17 protein-coding genes are annotated in these 16,283 nt (G+C 73.1%); 9 read left to right on the plus strand and 8 right to left on the minus strand.

What is annotated here, in order from left to right:
* Positions 1-204 precede the first annotated feature (204 nt).
* The 3 genes from V5O46_RS09955 to V5O46_RS09965 all read left to right on the plus strand — a co-directional run bounded on the left by V5O46_RS09955 (position 205) and on the right by V5O46_RS09965 (position 3,292).
* Entirely contained in the window at positions 205-1,791 is a 1,587-nt protein-coding gene (locus V5O46_RS09955; protein ID WP_332884141.1) for an ABC transporter substrate-binding protein, read from the plus strand.
* Positions 1,792-1,885: 94 nt separating this feature from the next.
* Complete coding sequence (gene ung / locus V5O46_RS09960) at positions 1,886-2,569, plus strand: uracil-DNA glycosylase (RefSeq protein ID WP_332884142.1); 684 nt, start codon at positions 1,886-1,888, stop codon at positions 2,567-2,569.
* 201 nt (positions 2,570-2,770) lie between these two features.
* Positions 2,771-3,292 (plus strand): hypothetical protein, encoded by a 522-nt coding sequence (locus V5O46_RS09965; RefSeq protein WP_332884143.1) that lies wholly within the window; start codon positions 2,771-2,773, stop codon positions 3,290-3,292.
* A gap of 73 nt (positions 3,293-3,365) precedes the next feature.
* On the opposite strand, the gene V5O46_RS09970 is transcribed toward V5O46_RS09965, so the two are convergent.
* Complete coding sequence (locus tag V5O46_RS09970; RefSeq protein WP_332884144.1) at positions 3,366-3,914, minus strand: hypothetical protein; 549 nt, start codon at positions 3,912-3,914, stop codon at positions 3,366-3,368.
* Positions 3,915-4,248: 334 nt separating this feature from the next.
* Positions 4,249-4,839, minus strand: coding sequence for a TetR/AcrR family transcriptional regulator (locus V5O46_RS09975; RefSeq protein ID WP_332884145.1), 591 nt, complete (start codon positions 4,837-4,839; stop codon positions 4,249-4,251).
* A gap of 124 nt (positions 4,840-4,963) precedes the next feature.
* On the opposite strand from V5O46_RS09975, the gene V5O46_RS09980 reads away from it, so the two are divergent.
* Positions 4,964-6,238 carry an FAD-dependent monooxygenase gene (locus V5O46_RS09980; RefSeq protein WP_332884146.1) on the plus strand — a complete coding sequence of 425 codons (1,275 nt, stop codon included), beginning with the start codon at positions 4,964-4,966 and terminating at the stop codon, positions 6,236-6,238.
* Positions 6,235-7,140 carry a Gfo/Idh/MocA family protein gene (locus tag V5O46_RS09985; RefSeq protein WP_332884147.1) on the plus strand — a complete coding sequence of 302 codons (906 nt, stop codon included), beginning with the start codon at positions 6,235-6,237 and terminating at the stop codon, positions 7,138-7,140. The genes V5O46_RS09980 and V5O46_RS09985 overlap by 4 nt, the downstream gene beginning before the upstream one ends.
* Here V5O46_RS09985 and lnt read toward each other — a convergent pair.
* Positions 7,064-8,638 (minus strand): apolipoprotein N-acyltransferase, encoded by a 1,575-nt coding sequence (lnt, locus tag V5O46_RS09990; RefSeq protein WP_332884148.1) that lies wholly within the window; start codon positions 8,636-8,638, stop codon positions 7,064-7,066. The two genes, V5O46_RS09985 and lnt, sit on opposite strands and share 77 nt — an antisense overlap.
* 69 nt (positions 8,639-8,707) lie before the next feature.
* The gene (locus V5O46_RS09995; RefSeq protein ID WP_332884149.1) at positions 8,708-9,193 is read right to left on the minus strand and encodes a nuclear transport factor 2 family protein; all 486 of its coding nucleotides are present in this window, start codon (positions 9,191-9,193) and stop codon (positions 8,708-8,710) included.
* 91 nt (positions 9,194-9,284) lie between these two features.
* Here V5O46_RS09995 and V5O46_RS10000 point away from each other — a divergent pair, with 91 nt between their 5' ends.
* Entirely contained in the window at positions 9,285-9,887 is a 603-nt protein-coding gene (locus tag V5O46_RS10000; RefSeq protein ID WP_332884150.1) for a DUF4291 domain-containing protein, read from the plus strand.
* A gap of 94 nt (positions 9,888-9,981) precedes the next feature.
* Here V5O46_RS10000 and V5O46_RS10005 read toward each other — a convergent pair whose 3' ends face one another.
* The 3 genes from V5O46_RS10005 to V5O46_RS10015 all read right to left on the minus strand — a co-directional run bounded on the left by V5O46_RS10005 (position 9,982) and on the right by V5O46_RS10015 (position 11,752).
* Positions 9,982-10,182: a hypothetical protein gene (locus tag V5O46_RS10005; protein ID WP_332884151.1), complete on the minus strand. Its 201-nt coding sequence runs from the start codon at positions 10,180-10,182 to the stop codon at positions 9,982-9,984.
* 81 nt (positions 10,183-10,263) lie between these two features.
* The gene (locus tag V5O46_RS10010; RefSeq protein WP_332884152.1) at positions 10,264-11,139 is read right to left on the minus strand and encodes an undecaprenyl-diphosphate phosphatase; all 876 of its coding nucleotides are present in this window, start codon (positions 11,137-11,139) and stop codon (positions 10,264-10,266) included.
* Between the two features lie 139 nt (positions 11,140-11,278).
* Positions 11,279-11,752, minus strand: coding sequence for a winged helix-turn-helix transcriptional regulator (locus tag V5O46_RS10015; RefSeq protein ID WP_332884153.1), 474 nt, complete (start codon positions 11,750-11,752; stop codon positions 11,279-11,281).
* Between the two features lie 184 nt (positions 11,753-11,936).
* On the opposite strand from V5O46_RS10015, the gene V5O46_RS10020 reads away from it, so the two are divergent.
* The gene (locus V5O46_RS10020; protein ID WP_332884154.1) at positions 11,937-13,106 is read left to right on the plus strand and encodes a thiolase family protein; all 1,170 of its coding nucleotides are present in this window, start codon (positions 11,937-11,939) and stop codon (positions 13,104-13,106) included.
* Positions 13,107-13,127: 21 nt separating this feature from the next.
* Here the strand turns inward: V5O46_RS10020 and V5O46_RS10025 are convergent, their stop codons facing one another.
* Complete coding sequence (locus V5O46_RS10025) at positions 13,128-13,997, minus strand: TVP38/TMEM64 family protein (protein WP_332884155.1); 870 nt, start codon at positions 13,995-13,997, stop codon at positions 13,128-13,130.
* Between the two features lie 49 nt (positions 13,998-14,046).
* Between V5O46_RS10025 and V5O46_RS10030 the strand changes: the two genes are divergently transcribed.
* Positions 14,047-14,769 (plus strand): DNA alkylation repair protein, encoded by a 723-nt coding sequence (locus tag V5O46_RS10030; RefSeq protein ID WP_332884156.1) that lies wholly within the window; start codon positions 14,047-14,049, stop codon positions 14,767-14,769.
* Between the two features lie 329 nt (positions 14,770-15,098).
* Positions 15,099-16,268 (plus strand): elongation factor Tu, encoded by a 1,170-nt coding sequence (gene tuf, locus V5O46_RS10035; RefSeq protein WP_332884157.1) that lies wholly within the window; start codon positions 15,099-15,101, stop codon positions 16,266-16,268.
* The last annotated feature ends 15 nt before the right edge of the window (positions 16,269-16,283 follow it).

Raw genomic sequence — 16,283 nt, forward strand, 5'->3', positions numbered from 1 at the left:
CCGTGACGAACTGCCGCAGGGCCTGGACACTATGGGCGGTTCAGCCGCACCGGCGGCTCCCGCGTCCACGGACCGGAACCGGGGGCCGATGACAACGTCGTCATCGGTTCGTGATCAAACCCCCTGCTCGGAAGGGGGTTCAGGGGGCCAGGTGCTGCGGTATCGTCTGCCGACCCTTGGTACGGCAGATCGAGGAGTGTGCGCGTGTTCAACCGGAACCGATGCCTGCGGCGAGTGGCGGCCATCGCGTCCATATCGGCCCTGGTCACCGGATGCGGCATCCTGTCGTCCGACTCCTCGGACGAGGGCGGGCCCATCGTCGTGGGCACGACCAGTGCGCCCAGCACCCTGGATCCTGCCGCTTCCTGGGACAGTTCCTGGGAATTGTTCCGCAATATTTACCAGACGCTGCTCAGCTATCCGAACGGCGCGACCGCACCGGAGCCGGACGCCGCCGAGAAGTGCTCGTTCACCGACAGCTCCTACCAGGTCTACCGCTGCGAACTGCGCGAGGGCCTGACCTTCTCCAACGGTGACGCGCTGGACGCCAAGGCCGTCAAGTACTCGATCGACCGGATCCGGGACATCAACCTCAACGGCGGCCCGGCCGGTCTGCTGGGCAGCCTCGACCGCGTCCAGGCCACCAGCGAGCGCGAGGTCGTCTTCCACCTCAACCAGCCCGACGCCACCTTCCCGTTCGTGCTGGCGACGCCGGCCATGTCGATCGTCGACCCCGACACCTACCCCGAGGACAAGGTGCGCGAGGACGGCTCGGTGCTCGGCTCCGGGCCGTACACCCTCCAGGCCTACGAGGAGGGCAAGAAGGCCGAACTCGTGCGCAACGACCGCTACCAGGGCTACGCGGAGCGCCGGAACGAGGCGGTGACCATCCGCTACTTCCAGGACTCCGGCAGCATGGTCAAGGCGCTCCGCGGTGACGAGATCCAGGTGACCTACCGGGGCCTGGCCGCGGACCAGATCATCACCCTCCAGGGCACGTCCACCAGGGACGAGAACCTCCAGCTGATCGAGGGCTCCGGCACCGACATCAGCTATCTGGTCTTCAACCCCGGGGACCCCTGGGCCAGCAAGAAGCCGGTGCGCCAGGCGGTCGCCCAGCTGATCGACCGCGCCGCCATCGCCCACACGGTCTACCGGGACACCGTCGACCCGCTGTACTCGATGGTCCCCAAGGGGCTGACCGGCCACACCACGGGCTTCTTCGACGAGTACGGCGACCCCAGCGTCGACAAGGCCCGGGAGATCCTCACCGACGCCGGCATCACCGAGCCGGTCCCGCTCACCCTCTGGTTCACCACCGACCGGTACGGCTCGGAGACCGGCAAGGAGTTCGCGGAGATCAAGCGCCAGCTGGAGGACTCCGGCCTGTTCACCATCACCCTCAAGAGCCGCCCGTGGAAGACGTACGTGGAGGGCTACCAGAAGGGCGAGTACCCGGTGTTCGGGCGCGGCTGGTTCCCGGACTTCCCCGACGCCGAGAACTTCATCGCCCCGTTCGTGGGTGAGCAGAACGCGCTCGGTACGCCGTACGAGGCACCCAAGATCACCGAGGATCTGCTGCCCCGGTCCCGGCGGGAGAGCGACCGCGGGGGCGTGGAGCGGGAGTTCGAGGAGGCCCAGCAGATCCTCGTGGAGGACGCGCGGCTGCTGCCGCTGTGGCAGGGCAAGGCGTACGTGGCGGCCAGCGACGACATCTCGGGCGCGGAGCGGGCGCTGGACCCGTCGACCATCATGATGGTGTGGGAGCTGCAGCGGAAGACCAGCTGGTAGCACGGGGCGATACCGCGGTCCGGCGGGCGTTGTCAGTGGTGGGCGGTAGGTTCTGTGGCACCGGGAAGTGACCGCAGACCGTAAGGACGTTGACGTGACCGACATCGCCATGCTGCCCGAGTCCTGGCGCGAAGTGCTCGGCGGCGAGCTCCAGGAGCCCTACTTCAAGGAGCTGACGGAGTTCGTCGAGGAGGAGCGGGCGAACGGCCCCGTCTATCCGCCCCGCGAGGAGGTCTTCGCCGCCCTGGAGGCCACCCCGTACGACCGGGTGAAGGTCCTGGTGCTCGGCCAGGACCCGTACCACGGCGAGGGTCAGGGCCACGGGCTGTGCTTCTCGGTCCGGCCCGGGGTGAAGATCCCGCCCTCCCTGCGGAACATCTACAAGGAACTGCACCAGGAGCTGGGCACGCCCGTCCCGGACAACGGCTGTCTGATGCCGTGGGCCCGCCAGGGCGTGCTGCTGCTCAACGCGGTGCTCACGGTCCGGGCCGGCGAGGCCAACTCGCACAAGGGCCGGGGCTGGGAGCTGTTCACCGACGCGGTGATCCGGGCCGTGGCCGACCGCCCCGACCCGGCGGTGTTCGTGCTCTGGGGCAACTACGCGCAGAAGAAGCTCCCGCTCATCGACGAGACGCGCCACGTGGTGGTCAAGGGCGCGCACCCCTCCCCGCTGTCGGCGAAGAAGTTCTTCGGCTCCCGTCCGTTCACCCAGATCAACGAGGCGGTGGCCCGGCAGGGCCATGAGCCGATCGACTGGACCATCCCCGACCTGGGCTGACCGGCGCGGCGCGGGCGCACCGGGAGCGGGTGCGCTCGGGGGCGGGCGCCCGGACCGGACGCGGCGGCCGGGCCCCGGCGCCGCTTCCGGTCCGGTCCTCCTCGTCGCGCCGGTCCTCCCCGGAGCCGCCTCACGGGGATCTGCCGCGTCTGCGGCTAGCGTCGTCGTGAGGGACGGTCGGCGAGCGGTGCGGAGGACGCGGTGGCCGAGGGGCAGGAGCGGGCGGCACCGGACGCCGTGCTGACGCGGATCGGACAGGTCGTGATGCTGCATCACGCGGGCGACCGCGAGGAAGCCCGGCACCGGCTGCTCGGCCTGTGGACGGAGGTCGGCGAGGACGGCCCCCCGCTGCACCGCTGCACCCTGGCCCACTACCTGGCCGACACCCAGGACGACCCCGCCGACGAACTGGCCTGGGACCTCAGAGCGCTGTCGGCGGCCGAGGAGTGCACCGACGAGCGGCTCGCCGGCCGCGAGAGCGCGCCGGCCGCGCGCGCCCTGTACCCCTCTCTGCATCTGAACCTCGCCGCCGACTACGACCGCCTCGGCCAGCGCGAGGCCGCCCGGCTGCATCTGCACCGGGCCCGCGGTGCGGCCGGAGTCCTCCCGGACGGCCCGTACGTCCAGGGCGTACGCGCGGCCATCGGGCGCCTGGCGGCACGGCTGGACGACGACGGCCCCCCGGGCGCAGGCCCCCGGGGGCCGTGGCGACAGCGGCCGTAGACCCTTCGCCCCGGGGCGCCGCGGCCTGCTCCGCTCGTGTCCCTCCCGTGGTCCTCCCACGCCTCTCCCGGGTTCACTTGCCGTACGTCTGCTCGCAGATACGGGCCTCCGGGCTGTCCGGGTGCCACCTGCCGTACTGCTTGCCCAGCGCGCACACGGCACCGCTGTCGACCTTGCCGTTCCCGCCCGTACCGCGTCCCGCGGGGTCCGGGAAGGCGGGGACATCGGGGACGGAGGGCAGCACCGGGCGCGGGGGGCGGCGGGCTGCCGACGGCGCGGGCGTGCCCGGCCGCCCGGAGCGAGGCGGCGGCTTGCGGTCCTCCGGGGGCGCGGCCCCCGGCGTCCGCCGCGGTGTGACCGACGCCGACGGGGACGAGGAGGACGAGGTGCGGCCGGCCTCCTCCGGGTCCGGGCCGGGGCCCGGGTCGATCATCTCCAGTGCCTCCCGTGCCGGGGCCCGTACCAGCCGCGGCTCGGCCGCATCGTCCGGGCGGGGCGCCGAGGGCCGGGTCTGGACCGGCGCCGGTTCCGGCGTGGGCGGGCGCTGGACGGTCACGCAGCCCGACAGGGCCGAGACCGCCACGGTGACCAGGAGCGTTGCGGTGGTCGTCGTTCGATGCACGCGCGCCACTCTGCTGCGTCGAGCACGGTCCCGACGCCGGACAGACGGATGATGCCCCGCACGGGTGATCCCCCGGCCCCGTGAGGACGCCACGCCCCGCGCCGGTGACGTCGTACCGGGGTGCCGTCGAGCCGCTCCCGGACCAGATCGGCGTCCCCGTTGCACCGGGCGTGCTCCTCGACGGTGCACGTGTGGAGCCAGGGTGCAGGTGTGGAGCCGGCGGGGTGTGCAGGGCGTCTCATCGGTGTCGGCGGCCTGCCGGCGGCCCACGTGGCGCTGTGTCGTCGGGTCCGTATCCCCGCCGACCGGCGGGGGTCGCCCGCGCGACGGGTGCTCAGTGGCCCAGCAGCCCGTGCAGCACTTCCCGCAGGCCGGCCCGGACCTCCTGCAGGCTCGGCACCTCGGCGTGGAAGGACCCGGCCACGCAGCTGAACATCAGCCCGTCGGCCCAGGCCACCAGGGACAGCACGTGCCGGGCCGGGTCCGCCGAGCCGAGTCCGGTGACCAGGGCGCCGAGCTGCTCCCGGAAGCGGGCGCCCGCCGCGTCGAAGTGCGCACGCAGCTCGGGGCGTCGCGTCGCCTCCAGGGCCAGTTCGTAGCGGGCCAGCGTCAGCTCCCGGTTGCGGGTCAGGGCGCGGTGGGTGGCCAGGGCCAGTGCCTCCGCCACGGCCTCCGCGCCGGCGCCCGGATCCGGCAGCTCGTCCAGCGCAAGGACCCGCGCCTCCCGCTCGGCCAGCCGCCGCACCGTCAGCTCCAGCAGGGCCTGGCGGGTCCGGGCCAGGTTCGAGGTGGAGCCCTGCGGGAGCCCGGCCGCCTCGTCCACCGCCCGGTGCGTCAATCCGCGCATACCCCGCTCGGCGAGCAGCGCGAGGGCGGTGTCGGCGACGAGGTCGGCGCGCGCGGCGCCGGGGGTGCGTGCGGACATGGAAGTCAACCTACCCGTCGTACTACTGCTGTAGTAAAGTCGAGCAGCGGGCTACTACATATGTAGTGAGTTCCTGTGGTGAGTACCTGTAGTGATCGTGGAGCGTGGGACAACGGGAGGGGTCATGGCACAGCCGCAGCGGGTCGTCGTCATCGGGGGAGGGATCGGGGGCCTGGCCGCCGCGGTGGCCCTGCACCTGAGCGGCCGGCAGGTAACCGTCCTGGAGCGTTCCCGGTCCCTGGAGCCGGTCGGCGCGGCCATCTCCCTGGCACCGAACGCCCTGCGCGCGCTGGACGTCGTCGGCCTCGGCGACGGGATCCGCGCGCTGGCCGTCTGGCAGGGCGACGGGGGCTTGCGCACCCCGGGCGGGCACTGGCTCTCCCGCACCAGCGCCGACGCGGCGGCCCGGCGGTTCGGCGGACCTCTGGTACTGCTGCACCGGGCCACCCTGATCGATCACCTGGCCGCCCGGCTCCCGCCGGAGGCGGTCCGCACGGCCGCCGGCTCCGTGCTCGCCGACCCCGGCGACGCGCACCGGCCCGCCAGGGTGCACACACCCGACGGCGATCTGGAGGCCGATCTCGTCGTGGCCGCGGACGGCATCCGCTCCGCCGTACGCCGCGCACTGTTCCCGGACCACCCGGGACCCGTCTACTCAGGGTTCACCACCTGGCGTGTGGCGATCCCGGTACCCGGCGTGCGGTTCGCCTCGCACGAGACCTGGGGCAGGGGCCGCATCTGGGGCACCCACCCGCTCGCGGACGGCCGCGTCTACGCCTACGCGGCGGCCGTCACCCCCGCCGGTGGGCGGGCCCAGGACGACGAGCGGGCCGAACTGCTGCGCCGGTTCGGCCACTGGCACCAGCCGATCCCCGCCGTGCTCGCCGCGGCCCGGCCCGGGGACGTCCTGCGCCACGACGTGCACCACCTCGCCGAGCCGCTGCCCGCCTTCCACCACGGCCGGGTCGCCCTCGTCGGCGACGCCGCACACGCCATGCCGCCCAACCTCGGCCAGGGCGGCAACCAGGCCGTCGAGGACGCGATCGTCCTCGCCCACCACGCCGACGACCTCCCCGCCTACACGGCGGCCCGACTGCCCCGCACGGCCGCGGTCACCCGCCGGGCGGTGAAGGCGGCCCGGCTCAACCTGATGAGCAACCGTGCCGGGATCGCCGTCCGCAACACCGCGGTCGCCACCCTGTCCGGGCTCGGGCCCGCCCTGCTCCTGCGCGGCTTCGACGGCATCGCCGACTGGCGGCCACCGCAGCGGCCGTATGCTTCCCGGAGAACCCGGGTCGGCGACGAGCAGTACCCGGACGAGCGGTACCTGCCGGACGAGTGGTACCCGTCCGCGGGAACCGGTTCCGGAGAACCAGCACCAGAGGAGAACACCCCGTGAAGGTCGGCTGCATCGGACTCGGCGACATCGCGCAGAAGGCCTACCTCCCGGTGCTCGCCCAGCAGCCCGGAGTCGAGCTGCACCTGCAGACCCGCACCCCGGCGACCCTCACCCGGGTCGCCGACGCCCTCCACCTCCCGCCCGGGCAGCGCCACACCGGCCTCGGCTCGCTGCTCGCCGCCGGCCTCGACGCCGCCTTCGTGCACGCGCCGACCGCCGTCCACCCGGACATCGTCACCCGGCTGCTCCGGGCGGGTGTCCCGACCTACGTCGACAAGCCGCTCGCCTACGAACTCGCCGACTCGGAACGGCTGGTGGCGCTCGCCGAGGAGCAGGGCACCAGCCTCGCCGTGGGCTTCAACCGGCGCCACGCCCCCGGATACGTCCAGTGCGCCGACCATCCGCGTGAGCTGATCCTCATGCAGAAGAACCGCATAGGCCTGCCCGAGGAACCCCGCACCATGATCCTCGACGACTTCATCCACGTCGTCGACACCCTGCGCTTCCTGGCGCCCGGTCCGGTCGACGACGTGACCGTCCGGGCCCGTACCGACGGCGGCCTGCTCCACCATGTCGTCCTGCAGCTCGCCGGGGACGGCTTCACCGCGCTCGGCGTCATGAACCGGCTCAGCGGCTCCGCCGAGGAGATCCTCGAGGTCTCCGGCCAGGACACCAAGCGGCAGGTGGTCAACCTCGCCGAGGTGATCGACCACAAGGGCCAGCCGACCGTGCGGCGGCGGGGCGACTGGGTGCCGGTGGCCCGGCAGCGCGGCATCGAGCAGGCGGTGCTGGCCTTCCTCGACGCGGTGCGCGCGGGCAAGGTGCTCAGCGCCCGCGACGCGCTCCAGACCCACGAGCTGTGCGAGCGGGTGGTGCGTGCGGTGCACGAGCGGATCGCCTGAGCCGCAGCGTCCGCACGCCGTCGGCGCCGGCCCACGCGACCAGGATCAGCAGCGCCGCGTACACCGGCCAGGCGCCCAGCCGGACGTACAGCGTGGTGCCCTCGGCCAGCGGGACGTCGTAGACGTGTGTGGTACTCGCGTCGGTACCCAGCCACGGCCCGATCCGCGCACCGTCGGCGTCGTACACGGCGGACACCCCCGTCAGGGTGGCGTGCACCATGGGGCGGCCGGTCTCCGCGGCCCGCAGCGCGGCCAGCGTCGCGTGCTGCTCCGGCGCCCAGCTCTGCTGGAACGTCGACGTCGCCGACTGGGCGACCAGCAGTTGAGCGCCGTCGGCGGCGAGATGGCGGCTCACGTCGGGGAACGCGGTCTCGAAGCACACCATCGGGCCGAACCGCAGCCCGTCCGAGGTGCTCAGCACCACCTGCTCGCCGCCCCGCCGGCGGTCCTCGACCGCGGCCTCACCGACGAAGGTGGCCCAGCCCAGCAGCGACCGGAGCGGGACGTACTCGCCGAAGGGCACCAGCCGCATCTTGTCGTACCGGTCGCCGGTCGGGCCGTCCGGGCCGATGAGCACCGAGCTCTTGTAGATGCCGGGCTGGTCGGAGCGGCGCGCGTCCACGTTCACCAGGATCTCGGCGCCGGTCTCGCGGGACAGCGCCGCCACCCGCCCGGCGAGGTCGGGCCGGGCGCCCAGATCGAAGCCGATACTGCTCTCGCCCCAGACGATCAGATCGAGATCCCGGCCGGCGAGCTGCCGGGTCAGCTGCTCCTCGCGGTCGAACCGGCGCTCGGCGCTGTCCGGGCCGCCGACGATGCCCGGCTGCACCACCGCGATCGCGACCCGGCCGCCGGGCTCCGGCCGCGGCGCCCACAGCCACGCCGCCGAGCCGGCCACGGCGGTCGCGACGAGCCCCGCCACGGCGGGCAGCCGGGACCGGCGGACGGCGATCAGGACGGCGACCGCCACATTGACGGCCACCAGCAGGAAGCTGATCAGCCACACCCCGCCGACCGAGGCCACCCGCAACGCCGGCGCCACCTGCCACTGGCTCGCGCCGAGCATGCCCCACGGACCGCCGAGCCCCTCCCAGGAGCGGACCAGCTCGACCGCCAGCCAGCCCGACGGCAGCACCAGCAGGGCCGCCGTCGTCCGGTCCCACGAGGGCTCGCCGCCCAGCATCCGGCGCACCAGCCAGCCCCAGGGCGCCCACAGCACACCGAGCAGCGCGGCGACGACGAAGGTGAACACATGCAGGTTGGGCAGCAGCCAGTGGTGCATCGCCAGCATGAAGCCGAAGCCGCCCCACCAGCCGTCGAACACCGCCCGCCGGCCGGTCGGCGCGGCGCGGGCGAGCAGCAGCCACGGGACCAGGGCGACATAGGCCCACCACCACAGCGCCGGTGCCGGATAGGCCAGCACCGGCAGCGCACCGGCCAGTACGGCGAGTACCGAGCGGCGCCACGGGGAGGCGAGCCAGTGGCCGAGCGTCTTCATGCACGCCTCCTACCCCGCGGGACCTTCCAGTGTGCGCCGCGCCGGCGGGCCGGGCAGCAGGGCGCCCGGTCAGTCGATCACATCGCGGGTCCGCCGTTCGGGCAGGCGGCGCCACTTCTCCCGTACCACCACCTCGCTCAGCCGCCAGCCGTCCACCGTCCGCAGCAGCGCGAACGCGTACCGGCCGCCGCACACGAAGTCCGGCGCGACCGGGCCGCCGTCGCCGTCGGCGGACGCCATCGGGTTGACGTAGTCGGCCTGCACCTCGGCCGTGTCCCCGGTGTCCTGCTCCCACACACCGAAGCGGACCCGGCGGTTGACGATCAGATGCTGCCGCACCGGAAACGCCTGCAGGGCCTCCGCCAGCCAGGCGGCCACGGCATCCGCGTCCCCCGTGATGCCGCCGGCCGACCGGTAGTCGGCGCGTCCCTCCGGTGCGAACAGCCTCCGGTACGCCGGCCAGTCCCCGTCGTCCACGGCCACGGCGTAGTCGGTGACCAGGCCGTCCACGGCCAGCCGGTCCCTCACGGTCGCGAGTTCCACACGCTGCGTCATCGGGTCAGTGTTGGTCACGGGACGGGCCGCGCCAAGGGGTGCGGCGATATTCGGTGGCACCGGGCCACCCGACCGGCGCACGCTGTCCGGCGTGAACGACGTGCAGCCGCCCCGATTCCAGATCCGCGCCCGCCACACCGACGCCACGGTCACCGTCTACCAGGCCTACCGCCCCGGCATCGGCCGCCCGGCCGCCCGCGCGGGCCGCTTCCCGTCCTCGTGGAAGCGGGAGCGCATGACCTGGATCAAGCCCTCCTTCCTGTGGATGATGTATCGCTGCGGCTGGGCCACGAAGCAGGACCAGGAGACCGTCCTCGCGGTGGAGATCAGCCGGGACGGCTTCGCGTGGGCGCTGCGCAACGCCTGCCTCTCCCACTACGTCCCGGCCCTGCACGACGACGAGGCGTCCTGGAAGCGGCAGCTGCGCGAGGCGTCGGCGCGGGTGCAGTGGGATCCCGAACGCGATCTGCGGCTCAACCCGCTGCCGCACCGGTCGCTGCAGCTCGGGCTGTCGGGGGAGGCGGCAGCGCGCTACGCCGACGAGTGGATCACCGGCATCGAGGACGTGACACCGCTGGCCACCGAGGTCCATGCCCTTGTCCACGCGGGTGACCTCGGACGGGCCGCCGCTCTGCTGCCGCAGGAGCGGCCGTATCCGGTCGCGGACGGTGACGTGGCGCATCTGCGGGCCTGACGTGATCGCGGGCGACCCGGACCGGGGGGCCAGGCGGCAGGGGCAGGGACGGGACCGCCGCGGCGGTCGACCGGGTGAATGCCGGCGTCGGCTCTCAGGCCGCCTCTATCACCCCGCCGGCCGCCTCCATGATCTCGCCGCGGACGGCAGCGGCCCACTCGACCACCAGTAACTCGTACTCCGCGCGTTCCCGGGCGGACAGGGAGCCGCCCGTGCGCTGCCACAGGGCGCGGATCTGCTCGTTCACCTCCGCGGCAGGGCGCACGGAACCAGGGACCGGGAATTCTGGGGACATGCGGACAAGCCTAGGGGGAGCCACTGACACTGCGCTACCGGACGGCTACGCACCCCGCCCCGGGCCCGGCCGTCCGGGAGGTCAGTGCGCCGGCTCGCCCGCGTCGGGGGACAGGACACCCATGCTGACCAGCACGATGATCACGAGGCCGAGCGCGACCCGGTAGTAGACGAAGGGCATGAAGCTCTTGGTCGAGATGAACTTCATGAACCAGGCGATGACCGCGTAGCCGACGCCGAAGGCGATGACCGTCGCGAAGATCGTCGGCCCCCAGGAGACATGGTCGTCCTCCATGGCGCCGTTCAGCTCGAACAGGCCGGAGGCCAGCACCGCGGGAATCGCCAGCAGGAACGAGTACCGCGCCGCGGCCTCCCGGCGGTAGCCCATGAAGAGGCCGCCGCTGATGGTCGCCCCGGACCGCGAGACGCCAGGGATCAGCGCCGCCGCCTGGCAGAGACCGTAGATCAGGCCGTCCCGGACGTTCAGATCCGTGAGTTCCTTGCGCTGCTTGGGGGCGCGGTGCCGGCCGCCGCTCTCGTCGCGCGCCGCCATCCGGTCGGCGATGCCGATGATCACACCGACCACCACCAGCATGGTCGCGGTGATCCGCAGATCGCGGAACGGGCCCTCGATCTGGTCCTTCAGCGTCACGCCGAGCACGCCGATCGGGATCGAACCGACGATCACCAGCCAGCCCATGCGCGCATCGGGGTCCCGGCGCATCTCCTTGTTCGTCAGCGACCGGGTCCACGCCGACAGGATCCGCCCGATGTCCTTGCGGAAGTAGATGAGCACGGCGGCCTCGGTGCCGATCTGGGTGATCGCCGTGAACGCTGCGCCCGGGTCCTCCCAGCCGGAGAACGCCGCGGTCAGCCGCAGGTGCGCGCTGGAGGAGACGGGAAGGAACTCGGTCAGCCCCTGGACGAGTCCGAGGATGAGGGATTCAAACCAAGACATGAAGTTACGGAGTCCAAGTGCCGATCGTGGAACGGTCGATGGACACACCGAGCCGCCGCGAGCGGTGATCGGAGCGTGTCGAGGGGCAGCGTAGCGCCCCTGGGTGACGGGCGGCGCACAGGGGCTGGTGAGCGGCGGATCAGACCGCGGCCGGCCCCCGCAGGGTCCAGCCGGGTGCCTGCGGACGGGCCGTCAGGTCCTCGTGCCGGACGGTGGCGCCGCACGCCGCGCAGGTCACCCGGGGCGCCAGCTCGTGGCCGCAGGTGTGCTCGATCACCATGGGCCGGGCGCCCTCCCCGCGCAGATGGCGGTCCCCCCACGCCATCAGGGTCATCAGGACGGGCTCCAGCTCCAGGCCCGCCTGTGTCGGCCGGTACTCGAAGCGCTGCGGGCGCTCGCTGTAGAGGTGCCGGACCAGGATCCCGGCGTCCACGAGACGGCGCAGCCGGGTGGTCAGGACGTCGCGCGGGGCGCCGGTGTTGCGCACCAGCTGGTCGAAGCGGCCGTTGCCGAGGCACGCCTCGCGCAGGACGAGCAAGGAGTACTTCTCACCGACGAGCGCCAGGGCGTCGGCGATCGAGCAGGGGCGGGAGCTCTTGGGGGCGGCGGCCATGACGCCAGTCTAGGGGAGGGTCCGGTTTTCCAACGCACACGCCCTCTTATGGGTTTGTTTTTCCAACTCACAGAGTTATGGTGAGTTCGGATTTCCTACTCTCCGGTAGTGGCGCCGGCGTCCCATCCACCGGCCGCTCCGGGCTCCGTCCGACCCAGACCGTCCGACCCAGGAGGCCCGCACCATGCGTGACGCAGTCGTCGTCGAAGCCGTACGCACCCCCGTCGGCAAGGGCAGGCCATCGGGCGCCCTCGCCCATGTCCACCCCGTCGACCTACTCGCGCACACGCTGCGCACCCTGGTCGAGCGCTCCGGCGTCGACCCGGAGCTGATCGACGACGTCATCGGCGGCACCGTCGACCAGGTCGGCGAGCAGGCCATGAACACCACCCGGTACGCCGCGCTGTCCGCCGGCTTCCCCGAGTCGGTCCCGGCGACCACGGTGGACCGTCAGTGCGGCTCCTCCCAGCAGGCCGTCCACTTCGCCGCGCAGGGCGTCCTGGCCGGGGCCTACGACCTCGTCGTGGCCTGCGGCGTCGAGTCCATGAGCCGGGTGCCGATGTGGTCGAACGTGCCGCCCGGCGCCGACCCCTTCGGTCCGGGCGTCGCCGAGCGCTACCCCGAGGGCCTGGTGCCGCAGGGCATCAGCGCCGAGCTGATCGCCGCCAAGTGGTCGATCACCCGCGAGCGGATGGACGAGTTCGCCGTCTCCTCGCACCGCAGGGCCGCCGCGGCCTGGGCCGCCGGGCGGTTCGATGCGGAGGTGGCACCGCTGGACGGCGTAGCGCGCGACGAGAGCGTGCGGCCGGCCAGCACCACCGAGATCCTCGCCGGACTCCCGCCCGCTTACCACGACCCGGCCTTCGCCGAGCGCTTTCCGCAGATCGAGTGGAACGTCACCGCGGGCAATGCCAGCCCGATCAACGACGGCGCCGCGGCCGTGCTGATCACGTCGAGCGAGACCGCCGCCCGCCTGGGACTCACCCCGCTCGCGCGGCTGCACAGTTTCGCCGTCACCGGCTCCGACCCGCTGCTGATGCTGACCGGCGTCGTCCCCGCCACCGAGAAGGTGCTGCGCCGGGCGTCGCTGACCCTCGGCGACATCGATCTGTTCGAGGTCAACGAGGCGTTCGCCAGTGTGGTCCTGGCCTGGCAGCAGGAGACCGGAGCCGACCTCGGCAAGGTCAATGTGCACGGCGGCGCCATCGCCCTCGGCCACCCGCTGGGGGCCAGCGGCACCCGGCTGACCACCACCCTCGTCCACGCCATGCGGGAGCGTGGCGCGCGCTACGCCCTGCAGACCATGTGCGAGGCGGGCGGGCTGGCCAACGCGATGATCCTGGAGGCGGTGTGACCCGGGTCGGGTGACCCGCCGTCAGCGCCCGCGCAGCCGGTGGCGCTTGCGCCAGGCCACCACCGCGCCGGCCAGCCCCGGCACGGCGATGCAGGCCAGCGCGATCAGAAACGCCGGGGACGTCGGGGTGGAGGCACGGGCACCCGCGACCACGTAGGCGGCGGTGTTCGGGATCGAGCCGAGCCCGGTCGCCAGCAGGAAGGGCAGCAGGCCCATGCGGGAGACGGCGGCGCAGTAGTTCGACGCGGCGAACGGCACCCCCGGGAACAGCCGCGCCGCCAGCATCGAGCGGAAGCCGTGCCTGCTCAGCTGCCCGTCCGCCGCCTTCAGCCACCTGCCGCGCAGCAGCGGGCGCAGCGCGTCCTGGCCCAGCACCCGGCCCAGGCAGAAGGCGGTCCCGGCACCGAGCACGGTGCCCGCCAGCGCCGAGGCGAGCCCCAGCTGGGACCCGAACAGCGCACCGGCCGCCAGGTTCAGCAGCGGGCGCGGCACGAAGGCGACCGTGCACAGCCCGTACGCCAGTGCGTAGGCGACGGCCGCCGCTGCGCCGCCCAGCTGCGGCGGCCAGCCGTCCACGAGCAGCCGCTGCGGCTGGAACAGCAGCACGGCCGAGGCGGCCGAGGCGAGCAGCAGCACGAGCAGACAGAGCCGGGACCACGGTGCGAGCAGGACTCTGGCCGTGCGCGCGGCAGGTCCGGCCGGTAGGGCGGACGCGCCCGGCCCGGTGGCCGCGGAACCGCACGCGGTGGCCGTGACAGCGGACGCGGGCGACGCTGTCACTGTCGGAGAAGCCGTGGCGGTGGCGGACGCCGTGGCCTGGGCGAACTCCGTGGCGGCGGCCCGGGGAGAGGCCGCGGCGGTGCCCCCAGAGCGGGTGGTGGCATCGAGCATCCGGTGACATTAACCGACAGGTATGTGTGATCGCCGTATGGTGCGTCTCATGCGCGTCACAGGTGCCGGAACTCACGAACCGCCGCCCAGCACGCTCGCCGACACCGTGCTGGCGCGGCTCACCACCGTCTTCCCCGCCGCGGCCGACCCGGAGCGCGCCGTCGCGATGGCCGCGTACATGAAGGACGCGGCCCCTTTCCTGGGCCTGGCCACCCCCGACCGCCGTGCCCTGTCCCGCACCGTCCTGCAGGGCACGCCACGCCCCGGTGAGGCGGACTGCACCGCGGTCGCCCTGCGCTGCTGGCGACTGCCCGAGCGCGAGTACCACTACTTCGCCGTCGACTATCTGCGCCGCCATGTGCGGCGCTGCTCCTCCGGCTTCCTGCCCGTCGTCCGGCAGCTGATCACCACCGTGCCCTGGTGGGACACCGTCGACCCGCTCGCCGCGCATGTCGTCGGTGCCCTGGTCGCCGCCGACCCCGGGCTCGCCGCCACCATGGACGACTGGATCGACGGCGACGACCTGTGGCTGGTCCGCACGGCCCTGCTCCACCAGCTCCGCTACAAGGAACGCACCGACACCGCCCGCCTGTTCGGCTACTGCCTGCGCCGGTCCGGGCACGGCGACTTCTTCGTCCGCAAGGCGATCGGCTGGGCCCTGCGCGAGTACGCCCGGACCGACCCGGAGGCGGTCCGCTCCTTCCTGGCGCGGGAGGGCCACCGCTTCGCGCCGCTGTCCGTCCGGGAGGGACTGAAGAACATCGGCGCGTGACGGACCGAACGGCCGCGCCCGGGCGGCAGACCGACCGGGCCGAACGGCCGTGCCCGGACGGCAGACCTACCGGGCCGAACGGCCGCGCCCGGAAAATGAGTCGACGGACCGTCCGGAGTCGGGAAGGATCGACGCCATGTTCCGGTACGCCTTCCCCCTCGCAGCATCCGCCGCAGCGGATGCCCCGAAGGCTGCCGTTCCCACCTTCCCGGCCGCTGTCGACGGCGCCCGAAGCTGACCCTCTCCGGATCGTCCGGCGGACCCCGCAGGGGGAGGGTCGGCCCGTCACCGGGGTCCCCATCTCGCTCACCAGGCTTCGAGGTACCGCCATGCCCAAGACGGCGTACGTCCGCACCAAACCGCATCTCAACATCGGCACGATGGGCCATGTCGACCACGGCAAGACCACCCTGACCGCTGCGATCACCAAGGTCCTCGCCGACCGCGGCGCCGGCACGTTCGTGCCGTTCGACCGCATCGACCGTGCCCCGGAGGAGGCCGCGCGCGGCATCACCATCAACATCGCGCACGTCGAGTACGAGACCGACACCCGGCACTACGCGCACGTGGACATGCCGGGCCACGCCGACTACGTGAAGAACATGGTCACCGGCGCCGCCCAGCTCGACGGCGCGATCCTCGTCGTCTCGGCGCTGGACGGGATCATGCCGCAGACCGCCGAGCATGTGCTGCTCGCCCGACAGGTGGGGGTCGACCACATCGTCGTCGCCCTCAACAAGGCCGACGCCGGGGACGAGGAGCTCACCGACCTGGTCGAGCTGGAGGTCCGCGAGCTGCTCACCGCCCAGGGGTACGGCGGCGACACCGCGCCCGTCGTGCGCGTCTCCGGGCTGAAGGCGCTGCGGGGGGAGCCCCGTTGGACGGCTTCGGTCGAGGCGCTGCTCGACGCGGTGGACACGTATGTGCCGTTGCCGGAGCGCTATCTGGACGCACCGTTCCTGCTGCCGGTGGAGAACGTGCTCACCATCACCGGCCGCGGCACGGTGGTCACCGGCGCGGTCGAGCGTGGCACCGTGCGTGTCGGCGACCGGGTCGAGGTCACGGGTGCGGGCCTGGAGACGGTGGTCACCGGACTGGAGACCTTCGGCAAGCCGATGGAGGAGGCGCAGGCCGGGGACAGTGTGGCCGTGCTGCTGCGCGGGGTGCCGCGCGACGCCGTCCGCCGAGGACATGTGGTCGGCGCGCCCGGCAGCATCACGCCGGCCCGGCGGTTCACCGCGCGGGTCTACGTCCTCCCGGCGCGCGAGGGCGGCCGGACGGCGCCCGTCACGACGGGTTACCGGCCGCAGTTCTACCTGCGCACCGCGGACGTCGTCGGCGACATCGACCTGGGCGAGGCGGCGGTCGCCCGTCCCGGCGACACCGTCACCATGACGGTGGAACTGGGCCGTGCCGTGCCGTTGGAGCCCGGTCTCGGCTTCGCGATCCGCGAGGGCGGCCGGACCGTGGGCGCGGGCACGGTGACGACGGTCGGCTGAGCCCCGTCCCGGCGG

Origin of the sequence: Streptomyces poriticola (assembly GCF_036689765.1) — a bacterium.
Classification (GTDB): Bacteria; Actinomycetota; Actinomycetes; order Streptomycetales; family Streptomycetaceae; genus Streptomyces; species Streptomyces poriticola.